The sequence below is a fragment of the Chitinophaga nivalis genome (assembly GCF_025989125.1).
Taxonomy (GTDB): domain Bacteria; phylum Bacteroidota; class Bacteroidia; order Chitinophagales; family Chitinophagaceae; genus Chitinophaga; species Chitinophaga nivalis.
The window spans coordinates 7,318,529-7,335,938 of the sequence record NZ_JAPDNR010000001.1; the positions used below are offsets into that span (position 1 = coordinate 7,318,529).

A 17,410-nucleotide genomic window follows, 5' to 3' on the forward strand; every position below is an offset into this window, starting at 1 on the left:
CCCGTTGTCTGCTATCGTAACCAGGCAACCACGCTACAAAACAAGTAAACACGCGGTGTATCCTATACACCCGATTTTTATTTTTCACACCATAATTTACAGGCAATGAAAACCATGCGTAGCCAACTACTTTTCGCCTATCTGATGTATGGCACCCTAACCAGCTGTACGTCTAAAGAAAATGTTACCCTTTCGTTGAAGGATTCCACCACACAGGCAAACCGGCAGCAAGCCGCCGTGGTAGACTACCGGCAGGAAATGCGGAACTTTGTTATCGGCATCAGCCAATATGCCAAATCCAGGCAACCACAATTTGCCATCATCCCGCAAAACGGGCATGACCTGGTAACCACGGACGGAGAACCCAACGGTCCGCTGGCCACCAGCTACCTGCAGGCTATTGATGGCGTAGGCAGGGAAGATCTTTTATTTGGTTACGACAACGACAATGTAGCCACACCAGCCGCCGAAACACAAACGATGCAGGCATTTCTGAACAGGATCAAGACAACTAAAAAAGTATTGATCACCGATTACTGTTCCGGAAAAACCAATATGGATAAATCATATCGTACCAATAACGGGAACGGCTATATTTCTTTTGCTGCCGACCAGCGCGAACTGAATCATATTCCCGCCTACCCCGCTACGCCTTACGGTGTTAACAACAGCGATATCACCCAGATCATGCAGGCAAAAAATTTCCTGTATATCATTAATCCGGAAAGTGCTACCAAAGCTAAATTCCTGAATGACATTGCTGCTACCAACTACGACCTGATTATCATGGATCTGTATTTTGACTCGGCGACTATCTTTACGGCTGCAGACATCGACCGGCTAAAGCGCAAGGCCAATGGCGGCAAACGGCTGGTGGTGAGTTATATGTCTATCGGAGAAGCGGAGAGCTACCGCTACTACTGGGGCGCTACCTGGAAGCCGGGCAACCCGCCTTTCATCCGCGAAAAAGATCCAAACTGGAAAGGCAACTACTATGCAGCCTACTGGAACCTCGACTGGCAGCACATCATCTATGGTAATGACACTTCCTATCTGAAAAAAATACTGGATAGTCATTTTGATGGCGCCTACCTGGATCTGATCGATGCCTTTGAGTATTTTGAAGGAAAAAGGCAATAAAAAACGGCTCACTTGTCTGACAGCAGGTATATAATGCCATCAGACAAGTGAGCCGTCTTATCAAAAAACTATTGTTTTCTTACATATTTGGTGAGGATCACGATTAACTGTCCTTCTATTTTTCCTTCAATCTGTTCGGTGTTATCCGGTACTAACCGGATGTTTTTCACGACCGTACCCATTTTGGCATTTAAGGTAGATCCTTTTACATCCAGGGATTTGATTAATGTTACGGCATCTCCGTTTTGCAGCAGGTTGCCGTTGCAATCTTTATGTAATTCCACGGCCGCATCATTTTCATGATCACCGGTTGCTTTGGCCCAGTCCAGCACTTCATCCGGCAGGTACATCATATCCAGACTCTCCATAGCCCAGCTTTCCTGTTTCAGGCGGTGCAGCATCCGCCAGGTCACTACCTGGATGCCCGGTACTTCACTCCACATCACTTCGGCAAGACCGCGCCAGTGATTACTGTCCAGCTCTGCTTTGCGTTCTATCTGCGTCCGGCAGGTATCACAGATCATGATACAGTTGTCTGCATCATTGCCGGATTGTGGCAACACTTCAAATAATTTCACCGTGTCCGCGGATTGGCACAACTCACATTTATGGCCGCTCCTGTTCAATAATTGTTCTTCCAGTTTCATGATAGGCTGTATATAAAAATGTGCGCAAAGATAATCTTTTTTATGGGGAGCAGCGGCCTGGTTGCCATGCTACAGGATTGACCGTTAAAAAAAGCAGCGTCGTCAGCGTTATTCCTGGCATTTTTTAATACCTTAGCAGCCATGCGCTAACGAATCACTTTCTCTCTGGGGGCTCCTGCGGCCCATATCCGTTCAAACCGCTCTGGTCTGAACCTGTTTGCATTATCTATTATTTACTGATCCGCTACAACCCATACAGGGATTTGTGCCATACCGCTGTTTTTTTATGACCACCCACCAAAGATCTGTTGTTGTTTTCATTACGCTCACAGTACTCATTGACACTGCCGGCCTGGGCATTATCTTCCCTGTTTTACCCGGCCTCATTGCCCGATTGGGACATACCGATATCAGTACTGCTGCCAGTTACGGCGGATGGCTCTCTTTTGTATATGCTGCCATGCAATTTGTATTTGCCCCGGTACTGGGTAACCTGAGTGATGCCTGGGGCCGGCGCCCGGTGTTATTATGCTCCCTCCTGGGATTCAGCCTGGATTATCTTTTACTGGCATTTGCGCCCAACCTTTACTGGTTGTTCATCGGCAGGACTATTTCCGGTATCACCGGTGCCAGCTATGTTACCGGCGCCACCTACATGGCCGATATCAGTACGGGAGATGACCGGACCAAAAACTTCGGCATCCTGAATGCCGCCATGGGCATAGGTTTTATTGTAGGCCCTGCCCTTGGCGGATTACTCGGCCAGTATGGTACGCACCTTCCCTTCATTGCTACCGCCGCACTGGGCCTGCTGAATTTCATTCTGGGATATTTCGTACTACCGGAATCGTTAGTACCTGCCAACCGGCGGCCTTTCTCCTGGAAAAAAGCCAATCCTTTGGGGGCCTTGCAGCACCTGCGGCAATTTCCGGGCATCCGTTGGTTGCTGGCCGCTATATTATGCCTGTCTTTTGCCCAGCACAGTATGGAAACTATCTGGTCTTATTTCACCATCCAAAAATTTGGCTGGACGATACAGCTGATCGGCCTTTCACTGGGTATACTGGGCGTCTTATATGTATTGTCACAAGCGTGGCTGGTAGGGAGGATGCTCACCCGGCTAAAAGACACCCGGACTGCTTTCACCGGGCTTATCTTTACCTGTGCGGCTTTCCTGTGTTTTGCATTATGCTCCTGGCAGGGAGGTCTGTTTATCGGCATTTTGCTGATGGCCATCGGCAGCGTTGCAGAAACAGCCCTGCAAGGCATGTTATCCAACCAGACACCCGCCAGTGAGCAGGGGGCGCTGCAAGGCAGCGCCGGGGCTTTAAAAGGCATTATCACCGTCATCGCACCTCCCTTCCTCGCTCATGCGTTTGCGGTATCCACAGGGCAACATACCTGGTTTTATTTTCCGGGAATGCCCTTTCTGATAGCTGCTGCCGCGGTATTACTCAGTATTGTTTTATTAAGAAAAAATAGTCGTACTCCGCCGGTTACTCCCGGTAAAACCGTGTGAATGCTAAAAAGGGAATAAATGCCGGATGGCATTTATTCCCTTGCTGATGGCCTGATGGATATAATAGCAATCGCCTGAAATATATGCAGGATCATTATTCATCTACATGTATCCAGGGGCTGGTCAGCGTTGCCCGGGTATACATCTGATAGTCAGTACCGGCACCGAGGAGGCTACCATTGGGGAACAGCGCGATAGCATTGACATCACCACTGCCAGGTATCTGTACCCAGGGACTGGTGAGCGTAGCACGGGTATACAATAAATGATTGGTACCTACTCCAATGATATTGCCATTGGGCAAAGCTGCCACACCAATCACATCACCGCTATTAGGCACCTGCACCCAGGAGCTGGTAAGGGTAGCACGGGTATACAGCAGATTATTGGTACCTATCCCCAGGATCGTACCATCAGGCAAGACAGTTACCCCAATTACATCACCACTGCCGGGTATCTGTACCCATGGACTGATTAACGTGGCGCGGGTATACAGCAGATGATTGGTGCCTACGCCCAGGATAGTACTATTGGGCAATATTGCCACCGCAATTACATCACCACTGCCAGGTACCTGTATCCACGGGCTAGTGAGCGTAGCACGGGTATATAGTAGTTTATTGGTACCTACACCCAGAATGGCACTGTTGGGAAATACCGCTACACCAATCACATCACCACTGGTACCGGATTTACCATACAATTGTTTCAACGCGATCACGTCATTAGCATTGAAGGGACGATTACCACCATTACTACAGGCCAGCATAAAGCTGTTGGGATCTTCTGCCGTGGGCGTACCGGGAATAAGGATGGCCCCTACACCACCATCTCCTTCATTGTTGGGATTACTGAAACCGCAACTATAACTTCTGTTGAAATAATCGGTATGGCGCAACCCGATAGCATGGCCTATTTCGTGTGCTATGATGGTAGCCAGGTATCCCTGATCGGGGGTACCTCCAATCACATTGGAATTAAGCTTGATAGGACTGGCCGGATTGCCTGCATTGGAAGGAAACCCCGCAGACTGCCCTAATACACCAGCTCCAGGTTGGCATACTCAATACCAATTTCACCATTACTGCCTACCCGTTGAAACGTAATACGGAGATTCAAGGCATTATAACGGGCAATGGCCTCATCCAGGGCCGCTGTATAGGTAGCTGGTAATCCGGATGTGGATACAGTAATTACCCGCGGCAGGCTCCCCACCAGATTGGTGGTCCTGTATTGTTCTGTACCGGCTATCCGTAAGGTAAGTGACGAAGCAGTGGATGCTAAATTTTCTGCTGTCAATAGTATATCTCCTTCCACCACATATCCCTCTTTTGTCTTTCTTACATCCACTGTACTGAATCCCGCTTTTTTAATCTTGTCTAATACTGTTTGAGAAATTTCCTCCTGTATTCCATTTGTATTTTTATCTTCTTTTTACAAGAGATGAAAAACAGGCAACATAACAATAAACTACATAACGATGTCATGAAAACTTTCATAGCGTCTGATTTTAGATAATAAATGGTAAACATGCAACAATGGGTATTACCCGCTTTTAAAAGGCGTATTGTGTTTGTGAATAAAATCATACGAAGCAATGCTATGGCTTCATGTGGGTTATTACAAACTGTTATATCATACCGGGTTACAGGCATTGGTTGCCTTATCAGGCCATCGGCACTTATAAATGTATTGGTTGCTGCTGCTGCAAAAACACACAACCATATATTGACATCGGATACACCTACTACAAGCAGCAGCCTATTTTTGCCAAAGACTATTTTACATATATGCGATACCGTTACCATAGATATATAACACCTTTACTACAGCCGCTACTATGTGGATATTCTCTTTTACATCTTGCTTACATCAGTTGATTTTTGCAGATAAACAAAGCGGGAATAAATGGACAACATCAGTCGCATTTATTCCCGCTTGTATACATGATTGCTTATCTTGTTACCTATACACTCCATCAACTGTGCTGTTGATTACACGCTGTACTTGCCATACAACTACATTATGGCACCAGTACCCACGGGCTGGTGAGGGTAGCCCTCGTATAAAGCTGATTATTGGTGCCCACAGCCAGCAGCGCACCGTTAGGTAATACAGTCACCGCAATCACACTACCACTGCCAGGTACCTGTATCCAGTTACTGGTCAGCGTCGCGCGGGTATAGAGCAGGTTATCGGTACCAACCCCTACATAGGATCCATTCGGATGATTGCTCAACGCGATTACAGAGCCACTGTTTGGCACCAGTTTCCACGCACTGTAAAGGGTGGTTCTGGTATACAGCTGATTGTCTGTTCCTACCGCTACCAGGGTTCCATTGAAAAGTACGGCGATATCAATCACACTGCCGCTGTTGGGTACCAGTACCCAATTGCTGGTAAGCGTAGCACGGGTATAAAGTTGATTATCGGTACCAATAGCCAGGAACGCACCACTTGCCTGTATGGTTACTGCAATAACAGCTCCGCTGGAGGGAACCAGTACCCACGGACTTACAAGGGTAGCACGGGTATACAGCTGATGGTCTGTTCCTACACCAATAATAGTACCGTCTGCGGTTACGGTTGTATTGACTACATCGCCGCTATACCTTGATCCAAAGAGATTAGCCAGTGCAATAGCATCATTGGCTGTAAAAGGACGGTCTTTACCGTCGTTGCAGGCCAGCATCCAGCTATTGGGATCTCCCGTGGAAGGTGTTCCCGGTATTTTGATCGCATCGGCTACTGCATCTTTTACTGGTGTACTGTTACTGCAACTATAGGCATTATTGAGATAATCAGTATGCCGCAATCCAATAGCATGTCCTAACTCATGTGCAATGAGGGTAGCCAGGTATCCTTTATCAGGATTACTACCAATTACGCCGGCATTCAATTTAATAGGGCTGGCAGGTTCACCTTTACTGGTAGGAAATCCGGCAGACCGGGCTGCAACGCCTTTTCCCAGGTCGGCATATTGTATCACGATCTGTGCATCATTGCTTACCCGTTCAAAAGACAAACGGAGATCCAATGCATTATAACGGGCAATGGCTTCGTCCAGTGCTGCACTGTAGGCGCCTGGCAATCCTGTTATAGACACGGTCACCACGCGGGGCAAACCAGTAATCAGATGATTCGTTCTGTATTGTTCTGTTCCCGCCACTTTCAGCGTCGGTGAAGTCGCCGGGTTTTGTATATTTTCTGCAGTCAGCAGAATATCTCCTTCCACTACATATCCGTCGGCCGTTTTCTGTATATCAGCTGTATTATATCCCAGGTTTTTGATCTTTTGCAGGATATCTGCGGTGGCCGCCTGTTGATCGGCGGCGGTATCATTGTTGTCCTTTCTGCAGGACATAAAAGAGAGGGAGCATAATAATATGCTACAAAGCAATGTAGTTAAGACTTTCATAAAAGTAATTTTTCTTTAAAGATTAGTTTAAACGTAGATTTTCTGCTACGGGGTTAGTTTTTATAGGGGCGCTGCAATTTTTCAGCAACAGTTAAGCGGGTGATCATACATGTGACATAACTGCTTAGCAATAGTTCATCTTTGTGCAATAGGTTGATCAGGAGCTATGGCTTCAGACATTCAGCAATCATTTATGCGAATAAAATTATCAAGATCTACTGCTACCAGAACAGGTATATCCGAAAATATATTTTCTCCACAGCACCTCTATCTTTATTCATTAACAGCAGCCATTATTTTTTTATTTTACGTGTATACATTACAGTTAGCATCATGGTATATGAAGTATTATACACCCCTTCTCATCTCCAAACAATTATTTACCCTCACTATCCACCCCTCACCTCCATCTCTTTTTTTTAAACCACACATATGATATCACGTTATCTTCTATACCCAATACCTTTACTATAGGCACTTCATACAATACTTCCATTTATATATTTCTCTGGTCATTTTATTTTTTTCGGATAAACAAGCGGGAATAAATGGACAATATTCGTCACATTTATTCCCGCTTGCATACATGATTGCTTATCTTATCACATAGATAAATCACGTATCTACTTCCCTCGATTATTCCTATACTGACTACATGCATGTATTATGGTACCACTACCCAGGTAGCGTTCAAAGAGGCCCTGGTATAGATCCTTTTATCAGTACCAACACCGATCAGGCTTCCATTAGGGAAGGCGCTTATTGCTGTCACACTACCACTGTTAGGTATATTTACCCAAGTACTGGTAAGCGTCTTACGGCTCCATAAGTCCAGCCTGGTACCCACACCTATGATCTCCTGGTTGGGTAATACAGTCACGGCAGACACGATATCGCTATTAGGAACGATTACCCAGCTGCCATTCAGGCCCGCTCTGGTATAAAGGTATTTATCGGTTCCCACCCCTATAATAGTACCATTAGACAGTGATGCCACATCAAGCACCAAACCGCTGTTAGGTACGAGTACCCAGTTACTGTTCAAGGTGGCTCTGGTATAAAGTTGTTGATCAGTGCCTACCCCTATAAGGGCGCCATTGGGCTGTAATCCAATAGCTGTTACATCGCCACTGTTAGGCACCAATACCCACGGGCTTGTGAGGAGCGCTTTTCTATACAGTTGTTTATCCTGACCGACCCCAATGATAGTTCCGTTACTTGCTACCACTACATCAATTATATCAATACTGTTTTTTGATTTTGAGTCAGCGGTATTTTGTCGGATATCTGCTGCAACGGGTTCTTCCCTGGCGATATCTGCATTGTCTTTTCTACAGGAAATAAGGGATAAGGAGCATAATAACACCCCGATAAGTAATGTTTTCAACACTTTCATAGTTTTTTTTTGAAGATGCATTTAAAATAATATCATGTCTTGCCGGCATGAATCAGTATAGGAATAATACGATAAGATAAATAGAGTGGTAGTACCAGGTATGACCACTCAGCAATGGTTTTCTGATAAAATGAAGGAGCTTTAGGTATAGGTATTCAGCCATCCATCATTCTTATAAAAGTATCAACATTTACTGCAGCAAGAAGGATAGATCCGGGAAAATACTACCCCCCTTTTCAATGCAGCCTTAATAGTATTGCCAATTATATCTCCACCGCATCAAAAAGCGTATATACATTAACGTTATTATATACTTTCCTACTGTAGTACACCTGCTCTCATCGGCTTACAATTCCTTACCTTTGCCGAAAAAAAAGACATGATAGCATTCCTGGGTATGGGCCTTTTAGGGTCAAATTTTGTACGGGCCCTACGGCAAAAGGATGTTCCGGTACAGGTATGGAACCGGACAGCCAGCAAGGCTACAGCACTGGAAACCTATGGCGCCAAAGCATTCAGCGAGGTTGCTGCTGCCGTAGCAGGTGCACAACGCATTCATCTTACCCTGAAAGATGATAGCACGGTAGATGAAGTATTAGACAAAGCGGCTCCCGGCCTGCAAGCCGGTGCGATCATCATTGACCACACCACCACGTCGGTAGCTGGCGCGATTGAACGTACGCAGAAATGGCAGGAACGCGGATTCACTTACCTGCATGCACCCGTATTTATGGGTCCGCAGAATGCATTGGAGAGCACCGGATCTATTCTGGTATCCGGCGACCAACAGGTGATCAGCGAATACGAACCTATATTAGCGACGATGACAGGTAAAGTCCTCAACTTTGGGGAATCCACCGGAAAAGCCACTGGTATGAAACTGCTGGGAAATCTATTCCTGATAACCTTCACGGCCGGCCTGGCAGATACCTTGTCTTTTGCCAAAGGCCTGGATATTTCCCTGGATGAAATCAATGCCTTGTTCGGCACCTGGAATCCGGCAGCGATGTTACCCGCCAGGCTAAAACGTATGACCAGTGGTCATTACAGCGATCCATCCTGGGAACTGAACATGGCTAGAAAAGATACGGGCATCTTCCTGGAGGAAGCACGTAAAACCAACACCCCACTCGCCGTAATTCCGGCTATTGCCACCGAAATGGACCGCTGGATTGCCAAAGGTCATGGCAACGACGACTGGACTGTCATTGCCAAAGACAGTATCTGAGGGTTATAAAATACTACAGCGCATACAGCAAATATTTTGCATCTGCCGTATGCGCTGTAACATTCATCGCTATGAAAAGATCTGCGGTTACTCGTTCTCTGCGTTGCATAACTTATCATATGCCGCCGCATCCAGTAAAGCATCCACTTCCTTACTGTCGGACAGTTTGATCTTAACGAGCCACCCTTCACCATACGGATCATCATTCAGCAACTCAGGGTCATCCGTCGCCGCCTCGTTTCGCTCCACCACTTCCCCACTCACCGGAATAAACAATTCTGAAACCGCCTTCACCGATTCAACAGTGCCTATTTCTTCATGTCGTGCATGTACCTTACCAACCTCCGATAGCTCTACAAATACAATTTCTCCTAATTGCTTCTGTGCGTGGTCAGTAAGGCCAATGGTAGCAATGCCATTTTCTAAAAGTACCCAGACATGATCTTCGGAGTAACGTAAGTTAGTGGGAGTAGCCATGATTAATGGATTTTATGTGATGGTAATTTGAAGGATATATCACGCGGAGCCAATAAAATGTTTTTCACTCCGGTATCAGCATAAGCAAATACAACAACGAAGGCTGTTGTTTGTTTAGTGGTCAGAAAAACAAACAGGTTACTGAAGGAAATATTATAGCGGAGCAACGGAAAAGATGATATCAACTATATAGAATGGCAATGGCCGTGGCATAGATATGCCACGGCTTTCCAGCTCATTAACCAGTAGCTGCCTGTTTGCAGCTTCGTCCCTGAAAAGCGGAAATAAATGATAACGGGTTACCCGTTATTAATGATATAATTGCCGGAGTGCAATAGAGTCATTGGCAGTAAAAGGACGATCGGTTCCATCACTGCAGGCCAACATCCACGAACGCGCTTCCGGATCTACCGGCGTATTCGGAATATGGATAGCCCCTACGCCACCGTCGCCTTCATTGTAATTATCAATACCCAGTTTTTTCAGGAAATCATTCCACGGAGTATAACCACAGCTATACCCGCGATTCATATAATCTGAATGCCGGAAACCAATAGCATGACCTATTTCATGCGCAATGGTGGTCGCAAAAGTCAGGGTATCTTTGTAAGTATTACTGTAGTATTTGTTATTCAGCTTAATAGGCGTAGCCGGATTACCTGCTGAATCAGGGAAACCTGCTGATACTCCCAGAATAGTAGATCCACCGGAAGTACCCAGGTCTTCTCCCAGTATCTTAATATCTGCTGCCACGGCTTTGTCTACCCGCTGAAACGTGAGTTGAAGCCCCTGCGCATTATACCGGGCAATGGCAATATCCGTAGCGGCTATAAACAACGGATCGGACGTACCGGCATCTACGGCTATCCGGACAATCCTGGGCAAACTACCTACTTTGTAGGTAGATTGATACTGTTCTGTTATAGGTCCCGCTTTCCGGAAAGCCTGCAATTCTCTGGTAAACCCTGCCAGCTGGGCATCTGATAACAGGATATCTCCTTCCACGAGATAACCGCCATTTACTTTGGCAGCATAAGTAGGTGAAAAACCTGCACGGGCAATGACAATCTGCTGATCCAGTGTCAGCTCAGACTTGTTCGCTGTGGTTTCAGATCCGGAAACAGCAGCATCTTTTTTGTTACAAGCACTGAGAAGGGCTGCAGTACAGCACAAGGGGAACACGATTTGCTTTAATGCGCTCATTTTCATAGCAATCATTTTTAGAAATTGGGTTTGGGTTAAGAAGAATATAGCGCATACCCGCAGGCAGGTGCGCAGACAGATTCGCGTGATTAAAAAATGGCATCAGGTAACTGATGAAGGTCAAAACAATACAATATCCTGCCTTTTACGGCGGTGATCCTATATCATTAAATGATGGCTGACTGATGATAGACACAAGGGTATCGTTGTGTATTGTTCACATCTACCATGGTTTTCTGCTCATGACTTTGTTTAAGAATACTTCGTGCTCTTCTGATGGTTTACTATACAATTCCGACTTTGGTTCATTGCCACTGCAATAAGTTTAAAACTAAACTAAAAATAAATAACCACCAACATTTTTAAAAAAATTATGGCAGGATACCAAACGTAATGCTCACCATGTCCTTAATGGAATATGGTGAGCATTACGTTTACGCCTGGTCTTATATACTGTCTGCATCAATAGGCAACAGGAACATCAACGTAGCTATCATTCCCCCATTTGATCTGTAAGGGTACGCCGGCATCGGCTATTGTTTCATCACTTACCGCTTTACCAGTACCATAATTAATCTCTGCAAACGGGTTTTTATTGATATCCACCACTACCAGCAAACGGCTGCCCTTACGCAGCTGACGGCTGACAAGGCGGGTACGGGAAAAAGGAATCTCCGCTGTCACACCTGGCGTCAACAGATGTCGTATTCCCCTGTCCGCTGCATAACTGGCCCGTCCCAGATAATAGGAAAGATGAAAATACCTGCCATCCGGCATGACTTCATACAGCACCACATTTACATCCATGTCTTTTTTGTTGATCATCGCTTTTAACACCCCGGAAAACATACCGTTTACCATCATTGGCTTATCCAATGGTTCACTGATGAAATACACCCCTGTGCTACGATCCAGCGTGTCTTTTACAATCGGGTCGGGATAATAATCACCATTAGCGGATTTCCGGTCTGTCCAATCCACTTCCTGCGGAACACCCGCTTTGACTGCCGGCAGCTGTGGCGTCAGCAAATAATCTACGCCGCTTTTTTTATCCGATAAATAAAACCGTAAAACGGTATCACTCATTTTCTCCAGGGAAGGCGCATGTTTCCAGGTATTGGTACCCATCACTTCAAAATTCACTTTATCCTGCAGCAAGGCAGGTTTAGCACTGTCTTTCATCACATAATCCAACCATTGAAAAGTAATTTCCCGGGTGTCTATCAGGGCCACCGGATCAACGGTGTATTCCCGCAACACGGGTGTACCACCGGTTTGCGTACCGAAATGATCATAGGGTCCAATGATGACGTAATGATTCGCCCGTGGATTACTGGCTGTATGGTCTTTTACATATTGTAATCCGGATATCTGTCCGTCGTCATAATATCCTTCAATCGTTAGCACCGGAATATCTAGCTTCGCCAATGCAGCTGCATCCGGTATCATATCCTGCCAATAGCGGTCATAAGCCGGGTGTTGCAACCAGCGCTGTAACCAGCGATTGGGGCGGCCATCTATACTGTCTATTTTCCGAAAAGCTGCGCCGCTTTCATACCAGGTGTTGCGCCACTGCCGCCAGTGTTGCCAATCATCATTCACAGCATCGTCGAGGTATTTATTGTTGGTCACATAAAATGCCCACTGATAGTTGACCGTCAGGAAAATATTATTTTCCATAGGCACTCCCTGCCCCGGAATAGCCGCTACATAAGGTACAATGGTTTTCAGCGCCGGATGCAAATGCCGGGTAGCTGCCCACTGGGCAAAACCGGAATAACTACCACCATACATCCCAACTTTTCCATTGCACCAAGGCTGCCGGCTGACCCAATCTATCGCTGCCGGCACATCATGTACCTCCTGCTCATAGGGTGCTGGTTCATCCGGGCTTAAACGTTTCCCCCTGGCATCTACCACTACACCGGCATAACCATGTGCAGCCGCCTGTTTAGCCCGATACAAATGTTGTTCCTGATTAGCATAAATTGTATAGAACAATGCTGCCGGTAATGGCGCAATAACTTTACGGGGCCTTACCACCAGCGCCGTCAGGGTAGCTCCGGCCGGCGTGCGGATCAGGATACTGTCTGTGATATGATACCGCCGCGCATCATCTGTTTTCATCATTGTCGCCGCCGGCGTCGTTATCATCGAATACACCTGCCACAGATGATAATGACTGCATAACCTGATGGCATCTTCCACACTGATACTATCCTGGTCAGTTATTTTTTCTAAAGCAGCCGGAATATCAGCCTGCAGTGCCGCTAACCCATTCCTGGGTTTAAAAGCAGTGGCAATCGACAACGCACTTTTATCATCCAGTTGCTGCAACTTTGTATGCAGCAAACCGGCAAATGTTTTTCCGAAAGGTTTTCCCGTAACCAGTTTTGTCTGATTATATAATTCAAACTGCAGGTATTGCAAGGCAGGATAAGTCTGTCCTTCTGCTGCTACAACAGTACGCAGCCGGGAGATGGTTTTATTTGCCCCGACATAGTCACCGGCGATGGTCTGCAGCCGGAACAGATTATTCAGGTATGTTTTCAACGGGCCTTGCTGTGTATACTGCAACAAAACATGGCGTGCCAGCAATGGCAACTGCCGCTGCAACAACAAGCTGTCGTGTGCTGCAGTACGGGGGAAATAAAACTGTTGTGCGGTGCTACTCACAGATATACATAAGAGCAGCAGCAATACAAGTGCGTATCTTTTCACGGGTATGTTTTTAGAAGAGAGATACCGGCTTTACGGTGTAACAAAACAAAGGAACAACATCCCCGCTACTACAACAAAGCAAAGTACATGACCGCAATCGTCCGGGTGATGAATGCGGGATAAGGATAAAAAAAGAGCTGACCAGAAAAGCGTTCAGCTTTTCGGCCAGCTCACTCTCCGGTTGTCCCCCTCTAGGCTCCGAAGCGTATCAGCCACCACAATTACTTATAAATGTATATTTCCGTTTTGCCATCACTGGTAATAGCTGCCCGATACATACCAGCTGTATTGAACGGCATCGCCATATTACCTTTGCTATCCAGCGCAATCAACCCGCCATCACCACCGGCAGCACCCACTTTTTCGATAACGGTTTTACCCGCCGCCGCTACTGACAACCCTTTATAAGCCATCAAAGCAGACAGGTCATACGCTACTACATTACGGATATAAAACTCACCCCACCCCGTGCAGGATACAGCTACTGTTTTATTGTTGGCATAGGTACCTGCACCAATGATAGGTGAGTCGCCTACACGGCCATATTTTTTGTTGGTCATGCCGCCGGTAGAAGTGGCCGCTGCCAGGTTGCCCGCTTTATCCAATGCTACGGCACCTACCGTACCAAATTTATTATCGATGTTTTGTATACCTAACCGGCCATTGTTATAACTATGATCCAGTTTACTTTTCAGGGAATCTTCCCGCAGGGCTTTCTGTAATCCCTGCCAGCGTTCTTCTGTTCTGAAATAAGCAGGATCTACGATTTCCAGGCCGGCCTCTTTGGCAAACTGCTCTGCACCCGGCCCCACCATCATCACATGTTCCGACTTTTCCATCACCGCACGGGCTGCACTGATAGGGTTACGAATAGTCGTTACACCTGCCACAGCGCCTGCCTGTCCGGTTTTTCCGTTCATAATAGCGGCATCCAGTTCATTACGGCCATCATGGGTAAATACAGCGCCTTTACCGGCATTGAATAAAGGACTATCTTCCATCACATGCACGGCTGCTTCTACAGCATCCAAACTGGAAGCACCACCTTGTATCTTTTCATATCCTGCCTGCAAAGCCTTCGCCAGTGCAGCTTTGTAAGCCGCTTCTTTTTCCGGTGTCATCTGACTTTTCAGAATAGTACCGGCGCCCCCATGTATCACCAGCACATACTTTCCCTGCTGCGCCTGCATTTCTCCAAAGCACAGTACCAATACCATGAATAGTAGTAATCGTTGTATCATTGTTTTTGTTTTTTTATGCCTTTATCCACCCACCACCAGTACCATTGGCCACCGCTCGCATCGGAAGGGGTAAAGTCCTTTACATTGAAATGGCCATTCCCTTCGGGCGTGCCTGGTATTTCATATACCTGCAATGCCTGTCGTTGATGATTCCATACCAGCGGTTTACCTGCTATTACCTGTTCCGGTGCCTTGTCTGGTGAGGTAACAATAAAACAGGCTTTGCTTTCGCCAATCACCGTTGCCATTCCTTTTTCATCAATACAAACTGCGGTACGTTCGTCTGGTGCAATTCCTTTCGGGAAGATATGCCAATCGCGGATAATACGGCTCATAAAAGTGATGTGCCGGCCTTCGCGTTTTCTTTTCAGATAATGTTGATCAGTAATGACCTGCTGCAGAAACGGAGGTTGCAGAAAATCATTGTTATATACCGTCACCAACGAATCGTCCGGATTAGCCAATGCAGTTGCGGAAACAGCACTTCCTTTCTCCCCACTGTAATAGAAACCGCTCAACACCGCACATCCGGCACTCGTTCCGCCTACAGGTACCTTCTTTACATTGAGCAGGTAATTAATGGCATCCATTGTTTTGGTACCCCGCCAGTAACGCATGTAGTTCGACTGATCTCCTCCGGAGATGAATAACATTTCTGCCTGACGGATGATGTAAGCCACAGTATCATTATTGGCCAACTCCCGGCTGTCGATAAGCAGTGTTTCCACTGAATGTACTTTTCCCAGCTGACCAATATAAGTATGGTAATCATCTGGTCCGGTAGCTCTCAACACTACCACATCACCGCCACCACTTCTGTTGATCATCCAACGGAAAGCACCATCTACATTGCCACCGCCACCAATAAGTGCTACGCCGCCCTGTACCGGTGTATTTACATTAGCGGTATCTCCTGTAATACCGATGGAAGCCGGACGGCCAGGTGTTTGTGCCTGTGCAACTCCGATGCTTGCCATCATTATTCCTGCTGCTACTATCAGTTGTTTCATCAGTATCCGGTGTTTTGTTTCATATTACGGTTTGCTTTCACTTCCATGTCCGGTATCGGAAACACATACAGATAATTATCCGGCTGCAATAACACACTACCGATCGCGTTTACGGCATCTGCAGGCTCGCGGGTAACAGATTGATTGTTTCTGCGCAAATCATAGTAACGGTGACCTTCAAACGCCAATTCCTTAAACCGTTCCTCATTAATGGCCTGCAGCCCTGCTGTCTTGTTACTGAAAGTAACAGCGGTATATCCTGTTATACGTGCGTTTCTCAGTGCATTCAGGTCATCAGCGGCACCTGTCAGGTTATCTTGCTGCGCGCGTGCTTCTGCCCTTATCAGGTACATTTCTGCTGTCCGGAACAATTTATGATCCGACAGATTTTTGGTATCTGCTGTAACGTTGTATTTATTGACAATAAAAGGAGCATAACCGGTTTCTGTTCTTGGATTCTTCATCACATACGCTTCAAAGCGGATATCTTTTTGCTGGTCAAAAAGACGCGTCCACTCAAATGAAGGTACATACAACGCGCGGCCACGCACATCATAAAAGAAGTCGCCGATAAAAGGAATATCCGCATCATTGTCTGCCACCATCCGCACATTTTTCCAGATGACTTCTTCCAGGCTCTTATCTGTCCATATTTTCAGGAATTCCGCCTGATTCGTCAGCGGTACCGCATCGATGGCTTCCGTGGCATAGGCTGCGGCCTGCGGCCATTTCTTTTCGTACAGGGCTACCCGTGCCTGTATAGCACTGACAGCAGTACGGGTGATACGCGTACGGTCTGTAAAGTCTTCGGGCAACAGTTTTTTAGCAGCCGCCAGATCCCGGTTGATATTTCCCAGCACCACTTCATAATTATCCCGTGCAGGTGAGCCTATCACCGATTGTTCCATATAAGGTACTCCCATGGCACCCGCTTCATATTTCGCCGCGAAGTTGCGTAACAGATCAAAGTGACAATAAGCGCGCAATGCCAGCAGCTCCCCCCGGTAACGTTCTTTCAATGCTGCTTCCGCAGGTTTGGTGGGTACGATATCAATCGCGCCCAGCACGTTATTCACCCGGTTGATCACCACATAGTTTTCCGGAAACGGATCCGTAATGGTACTATTACTGGGATCATTCTGCCACCGGTAGGTAGCTACATACTTACCAATAGAATTATCTTTCGGCAACATACACTCATCAGACATCAGGGCACTGCTGCGGATATACGTAAAGCTCACGCCCTGATAAGCACCGATAATTCCGAGATTGATGTCTGCCACATTGCGGAAAGCTTTTTCCGTATCAATGGTATCCGTTGCTTTCAGGTCCAGTTTTTTATTACAGGCACTGAACCCAGTACATAACGCCAGACCGGCCAATATATTTTTCAGGTATTGAATTCTCATT

At 46.5% G+C, this 17,410-nt stretch carries 14 protein-coding genes; 3 read left to right on the top strand and 11 right to left on the bottom strand.

The window, feature by feature from the left end:
* Positions 1-105: 105 nt before the first annotated feature.
* Positions 106-1,140 (top strand): putative glycoside hydrolase, encoded by a 1,035-nt coding sequence (locus OL444_RS26805; RefSeq protein WP_264728345.1) that lies wholly within the window; start codon positions 106-108, stop codon positions 1,138-1,140.
* 68 nt (positions 1,141-1,208) lie between these two features.
* On the opposite strand, the gene OL444_RS26810 is transcribed toward OL444_RS26805, so the two are convergent.
* Positions 1,209-1,787 (bottom strand): PhnA domain-containing protein, encoded by a 579-nt coding sequence (locus OL444_RS26810; RefSeq protein ID WP_264728344.1) that lies wholly within the window; start codon positions 1,785-1,787, stop codon positions 1,209-1,211.
* A gap of 286 nt (positions 1,788-2,073) precedes the next feature.
* Between OL444_RS26810 and OL444_RS26815 the strand changes: the two genes are divergently transcribed.
* On the top strand, positions 2,074-3,306 hold the full coding sequence (locus OL444_RS26815) for a TCR/Tet family MFS transporter (RefSeq protein ID WP_264728343.1): 1,233 nt from the start codon (positions 2,074-2,076) through the stop codon (positions 3,304-3,306).
* 94 nt (positions 3,307-3,400) lie between these two features.
* Here the strand turns inward: OL444_RS26815 and OL444_RS26820 are convergent, their stop codons facing one another.
* From OL444_RS26820 to OL444_RS26835, 4 genes are all read right to left on the bottom strand, one after another.
* A complete protein-coding gene (locus OL444_RS26820) occupies positions 3,401-4,294 on the bottom strand; it encodes a M57 family metalloprotease (protein WP_264731737.1) in 894 nt (297 codons plus the stop codon).
* Positions 4,295-4,341: 47 nt separating this feature from the next.
* Entirely contained in the window at positions 4,342-4,656 is a 315-nt protein-coding gene (locus tag OL444_RS26825) for a M57 family metalloprotease (protein WP_264728342.1), read from the bottom strand.
* 673 nt (positions 4,657-5,329) lie between these two features.
* Positions 5,330-6,724: a M57 family metalloprotease gene (locus OL444_RS26830; protein ID WP_264728340.1), complete on the bottom strand. Its 1,395-nt coding sequence runs from the start codon at positions 6,722-6,724 to the stop codon at positions 5,330-5,332.
* 664 nt (positions 6,725-7,388) lie between these two features.
* Positions 7,389-8,111, bottom strand: coding sequence for a PLL family lectin (locus tag OL444_RS26835; protein WP_264728316.1), 723 nt, complete (start codon positions 8,109-8,111; stop codon positions 7,389-7,391).
* A gap of 388 nt (positions 8,112-8,499) precedes the next feature.
* Here OL444_RS26835 and OL444_RS26840 point away from each other — a divergent pair, with 388 nt between their 5' ends.
* Positions 8,500-9,348 (top strand): NAD(P)-dependent oxidoreductase, encoded by an 849-nt coding sequence (locus OL444_RS26840; protein WP_264728314.1) that lies wholly within the window; start codon positions 8,500-8,502, stop codon positions 9,346-9,348.
* A gap of 87 nt (positions 9,349-9,435) precedes the next feature.
* On the opposite strand, the gene gcvH is transcribed toward OL444_RS26840, so the two are convergent.
* The 6 genes from gcvH to OL444_RS26870 form a co-directional block, all read right to left on the bottom strand.
* Positions 9,436-9,825, bottom strand: coding sequence for a glycine cleavage system protein GcvH (gene gcvH / locus OL444_RS26845; protein WP_264728312.1), 390 nt, complete (start codon positions 9,823-9,825; stop codon positions 9,436-9,438).
* A 309-nt stretch (positions 9,826-10,134) separates the two neighbouring features.
* Complete coding sequence (locus OL444_RS26850; protein WP_264728310.1) at positions 10,135-11,028, bottom strand: M57 family metalloprotease; 894 nt, start codon at positions 11,026-11,028, stop codon at positions 10,135-10,137.
* 462 nt (positions 11,029-11,490) lie between these two features.
* Positions 11,491-13,749 (bottom strand): CocE/NonD family hydrolase, encoded by a 2,259-nt coding sequence (locus OL444_RS26855; RefSeq protein WP_264728308.1) that lies wholly within the window; start codon positions 13,747-13,749, stop codon positions 11,491-11,493.
* Positions 13,750-13,970: 221 nt separating this feature from the next.
* Positions 13,971-14,990 carry an isoaspartyl peptidase/L-asparaginase family protein gene (locus OL444_RS26860; RefSeq protein ID WP_264728306.1) on the bottom strand — a complete coding sequence of 340 codons (1,020 nt, stop codon included), beginning with the start codon at positions 14,988-14,990 and terminating at the stop codon, positions 13,971-13,973.
* Complete coding sequence (locus tag OL444_RS26865) at positions 14,987-16,000, bottom strand: cyanophycinase (protein WP_264728305.1); 1,014 nt, start codon at positions 15,998-16,000, stop codon at positions 14,987-14,989. Before OL444_RS26865 ends, OL444_RS26860 begins: the two co-directional genes overlap by 4 nt.
* Complete coding sequence (locus tag OL444_RS26870; RefSeq protein WP_264728303.1) at positions 16,000-17,409, bottom strand: RagB/SusD family nutrient uptake outer membrane protein; 1,410 nt, start codon at positions 17,407-17,409, stop codon at positions 16,000-16,002. The genes OL444_RS26865 and OL444_RS26870 overlap by 1 nt, the downstream gene beginning before the upstream one ends.
* Position 17,410 lies beyond the last annotated feature (1 nt).

Coding starts and splice junctions, on each gene's coding strand:
- OL444_RS26810 (WP_264728344.1), bottom strand. CDS start 1,787: ATGAAACTGGAAGAACAATTATTGAACAGGAGCGGCCATAAATGTGAG.
- OL444_RS26860 (WP_264728306.1), bottom strand. CDS start 14,990: ATGATACAACGATTACTACTATTCATGGTATTGGTACTGTGCTTTGGA.
- OL444_RS26805 (WP_264728345.1), top strand. CDS start 106: ATGAAAACCATGCGTAGCCAACTACTTTTCGCCTATCTGATGTATGGC.
- OL444_RS26865 (WP_264728305.1), bottom strand. CDS start 16,000: ATGAAACAACTGATAGTAGCAGCAGGAATAATGATGGCAAGCATCGGA.
- OL444_RS26830 (WP_264728340.1), bottom strand. CDS start 6,724: ATGAAAGTCTTAACTACATTGCTTTGTAGCATATTATTATGCTCCCTC.
- OL444_RS26815 (WP_264728343.1), top strand. CDS start 2,074: ATGACCACCCACCAAAGATCTGTTGTTGTTTTCATTACGCTCACAGTA.
- OL444_RS26840 (WP_264728314.1), top strand. CDS start 8,500: ATGATAGCATTCCTGGGTATGGGCCTTTTAGGGTCAAATTTTGTACGG.
- OL444_RS26850 (WP_264728310.1), bottom strand. CDS start 11,028: ATGAGCGCATTAAAGCAAATCGTGTTCCCCTTGTGCTGTACTGCAGCC.
- OL444_RS26870 (WP_264728303.1), bottom strand. CDS start 17,409: ATGAGAATTCAATACCTGAAAAATATATTGGCCGGTCTGGCGTTATGT.
- gcvH (WP_264728312.1), bottom strand. CDS start 9,825: ATGGCTACTCCCACTAACTTACGTTACTCCGAAGATCATGTCTGGGTA.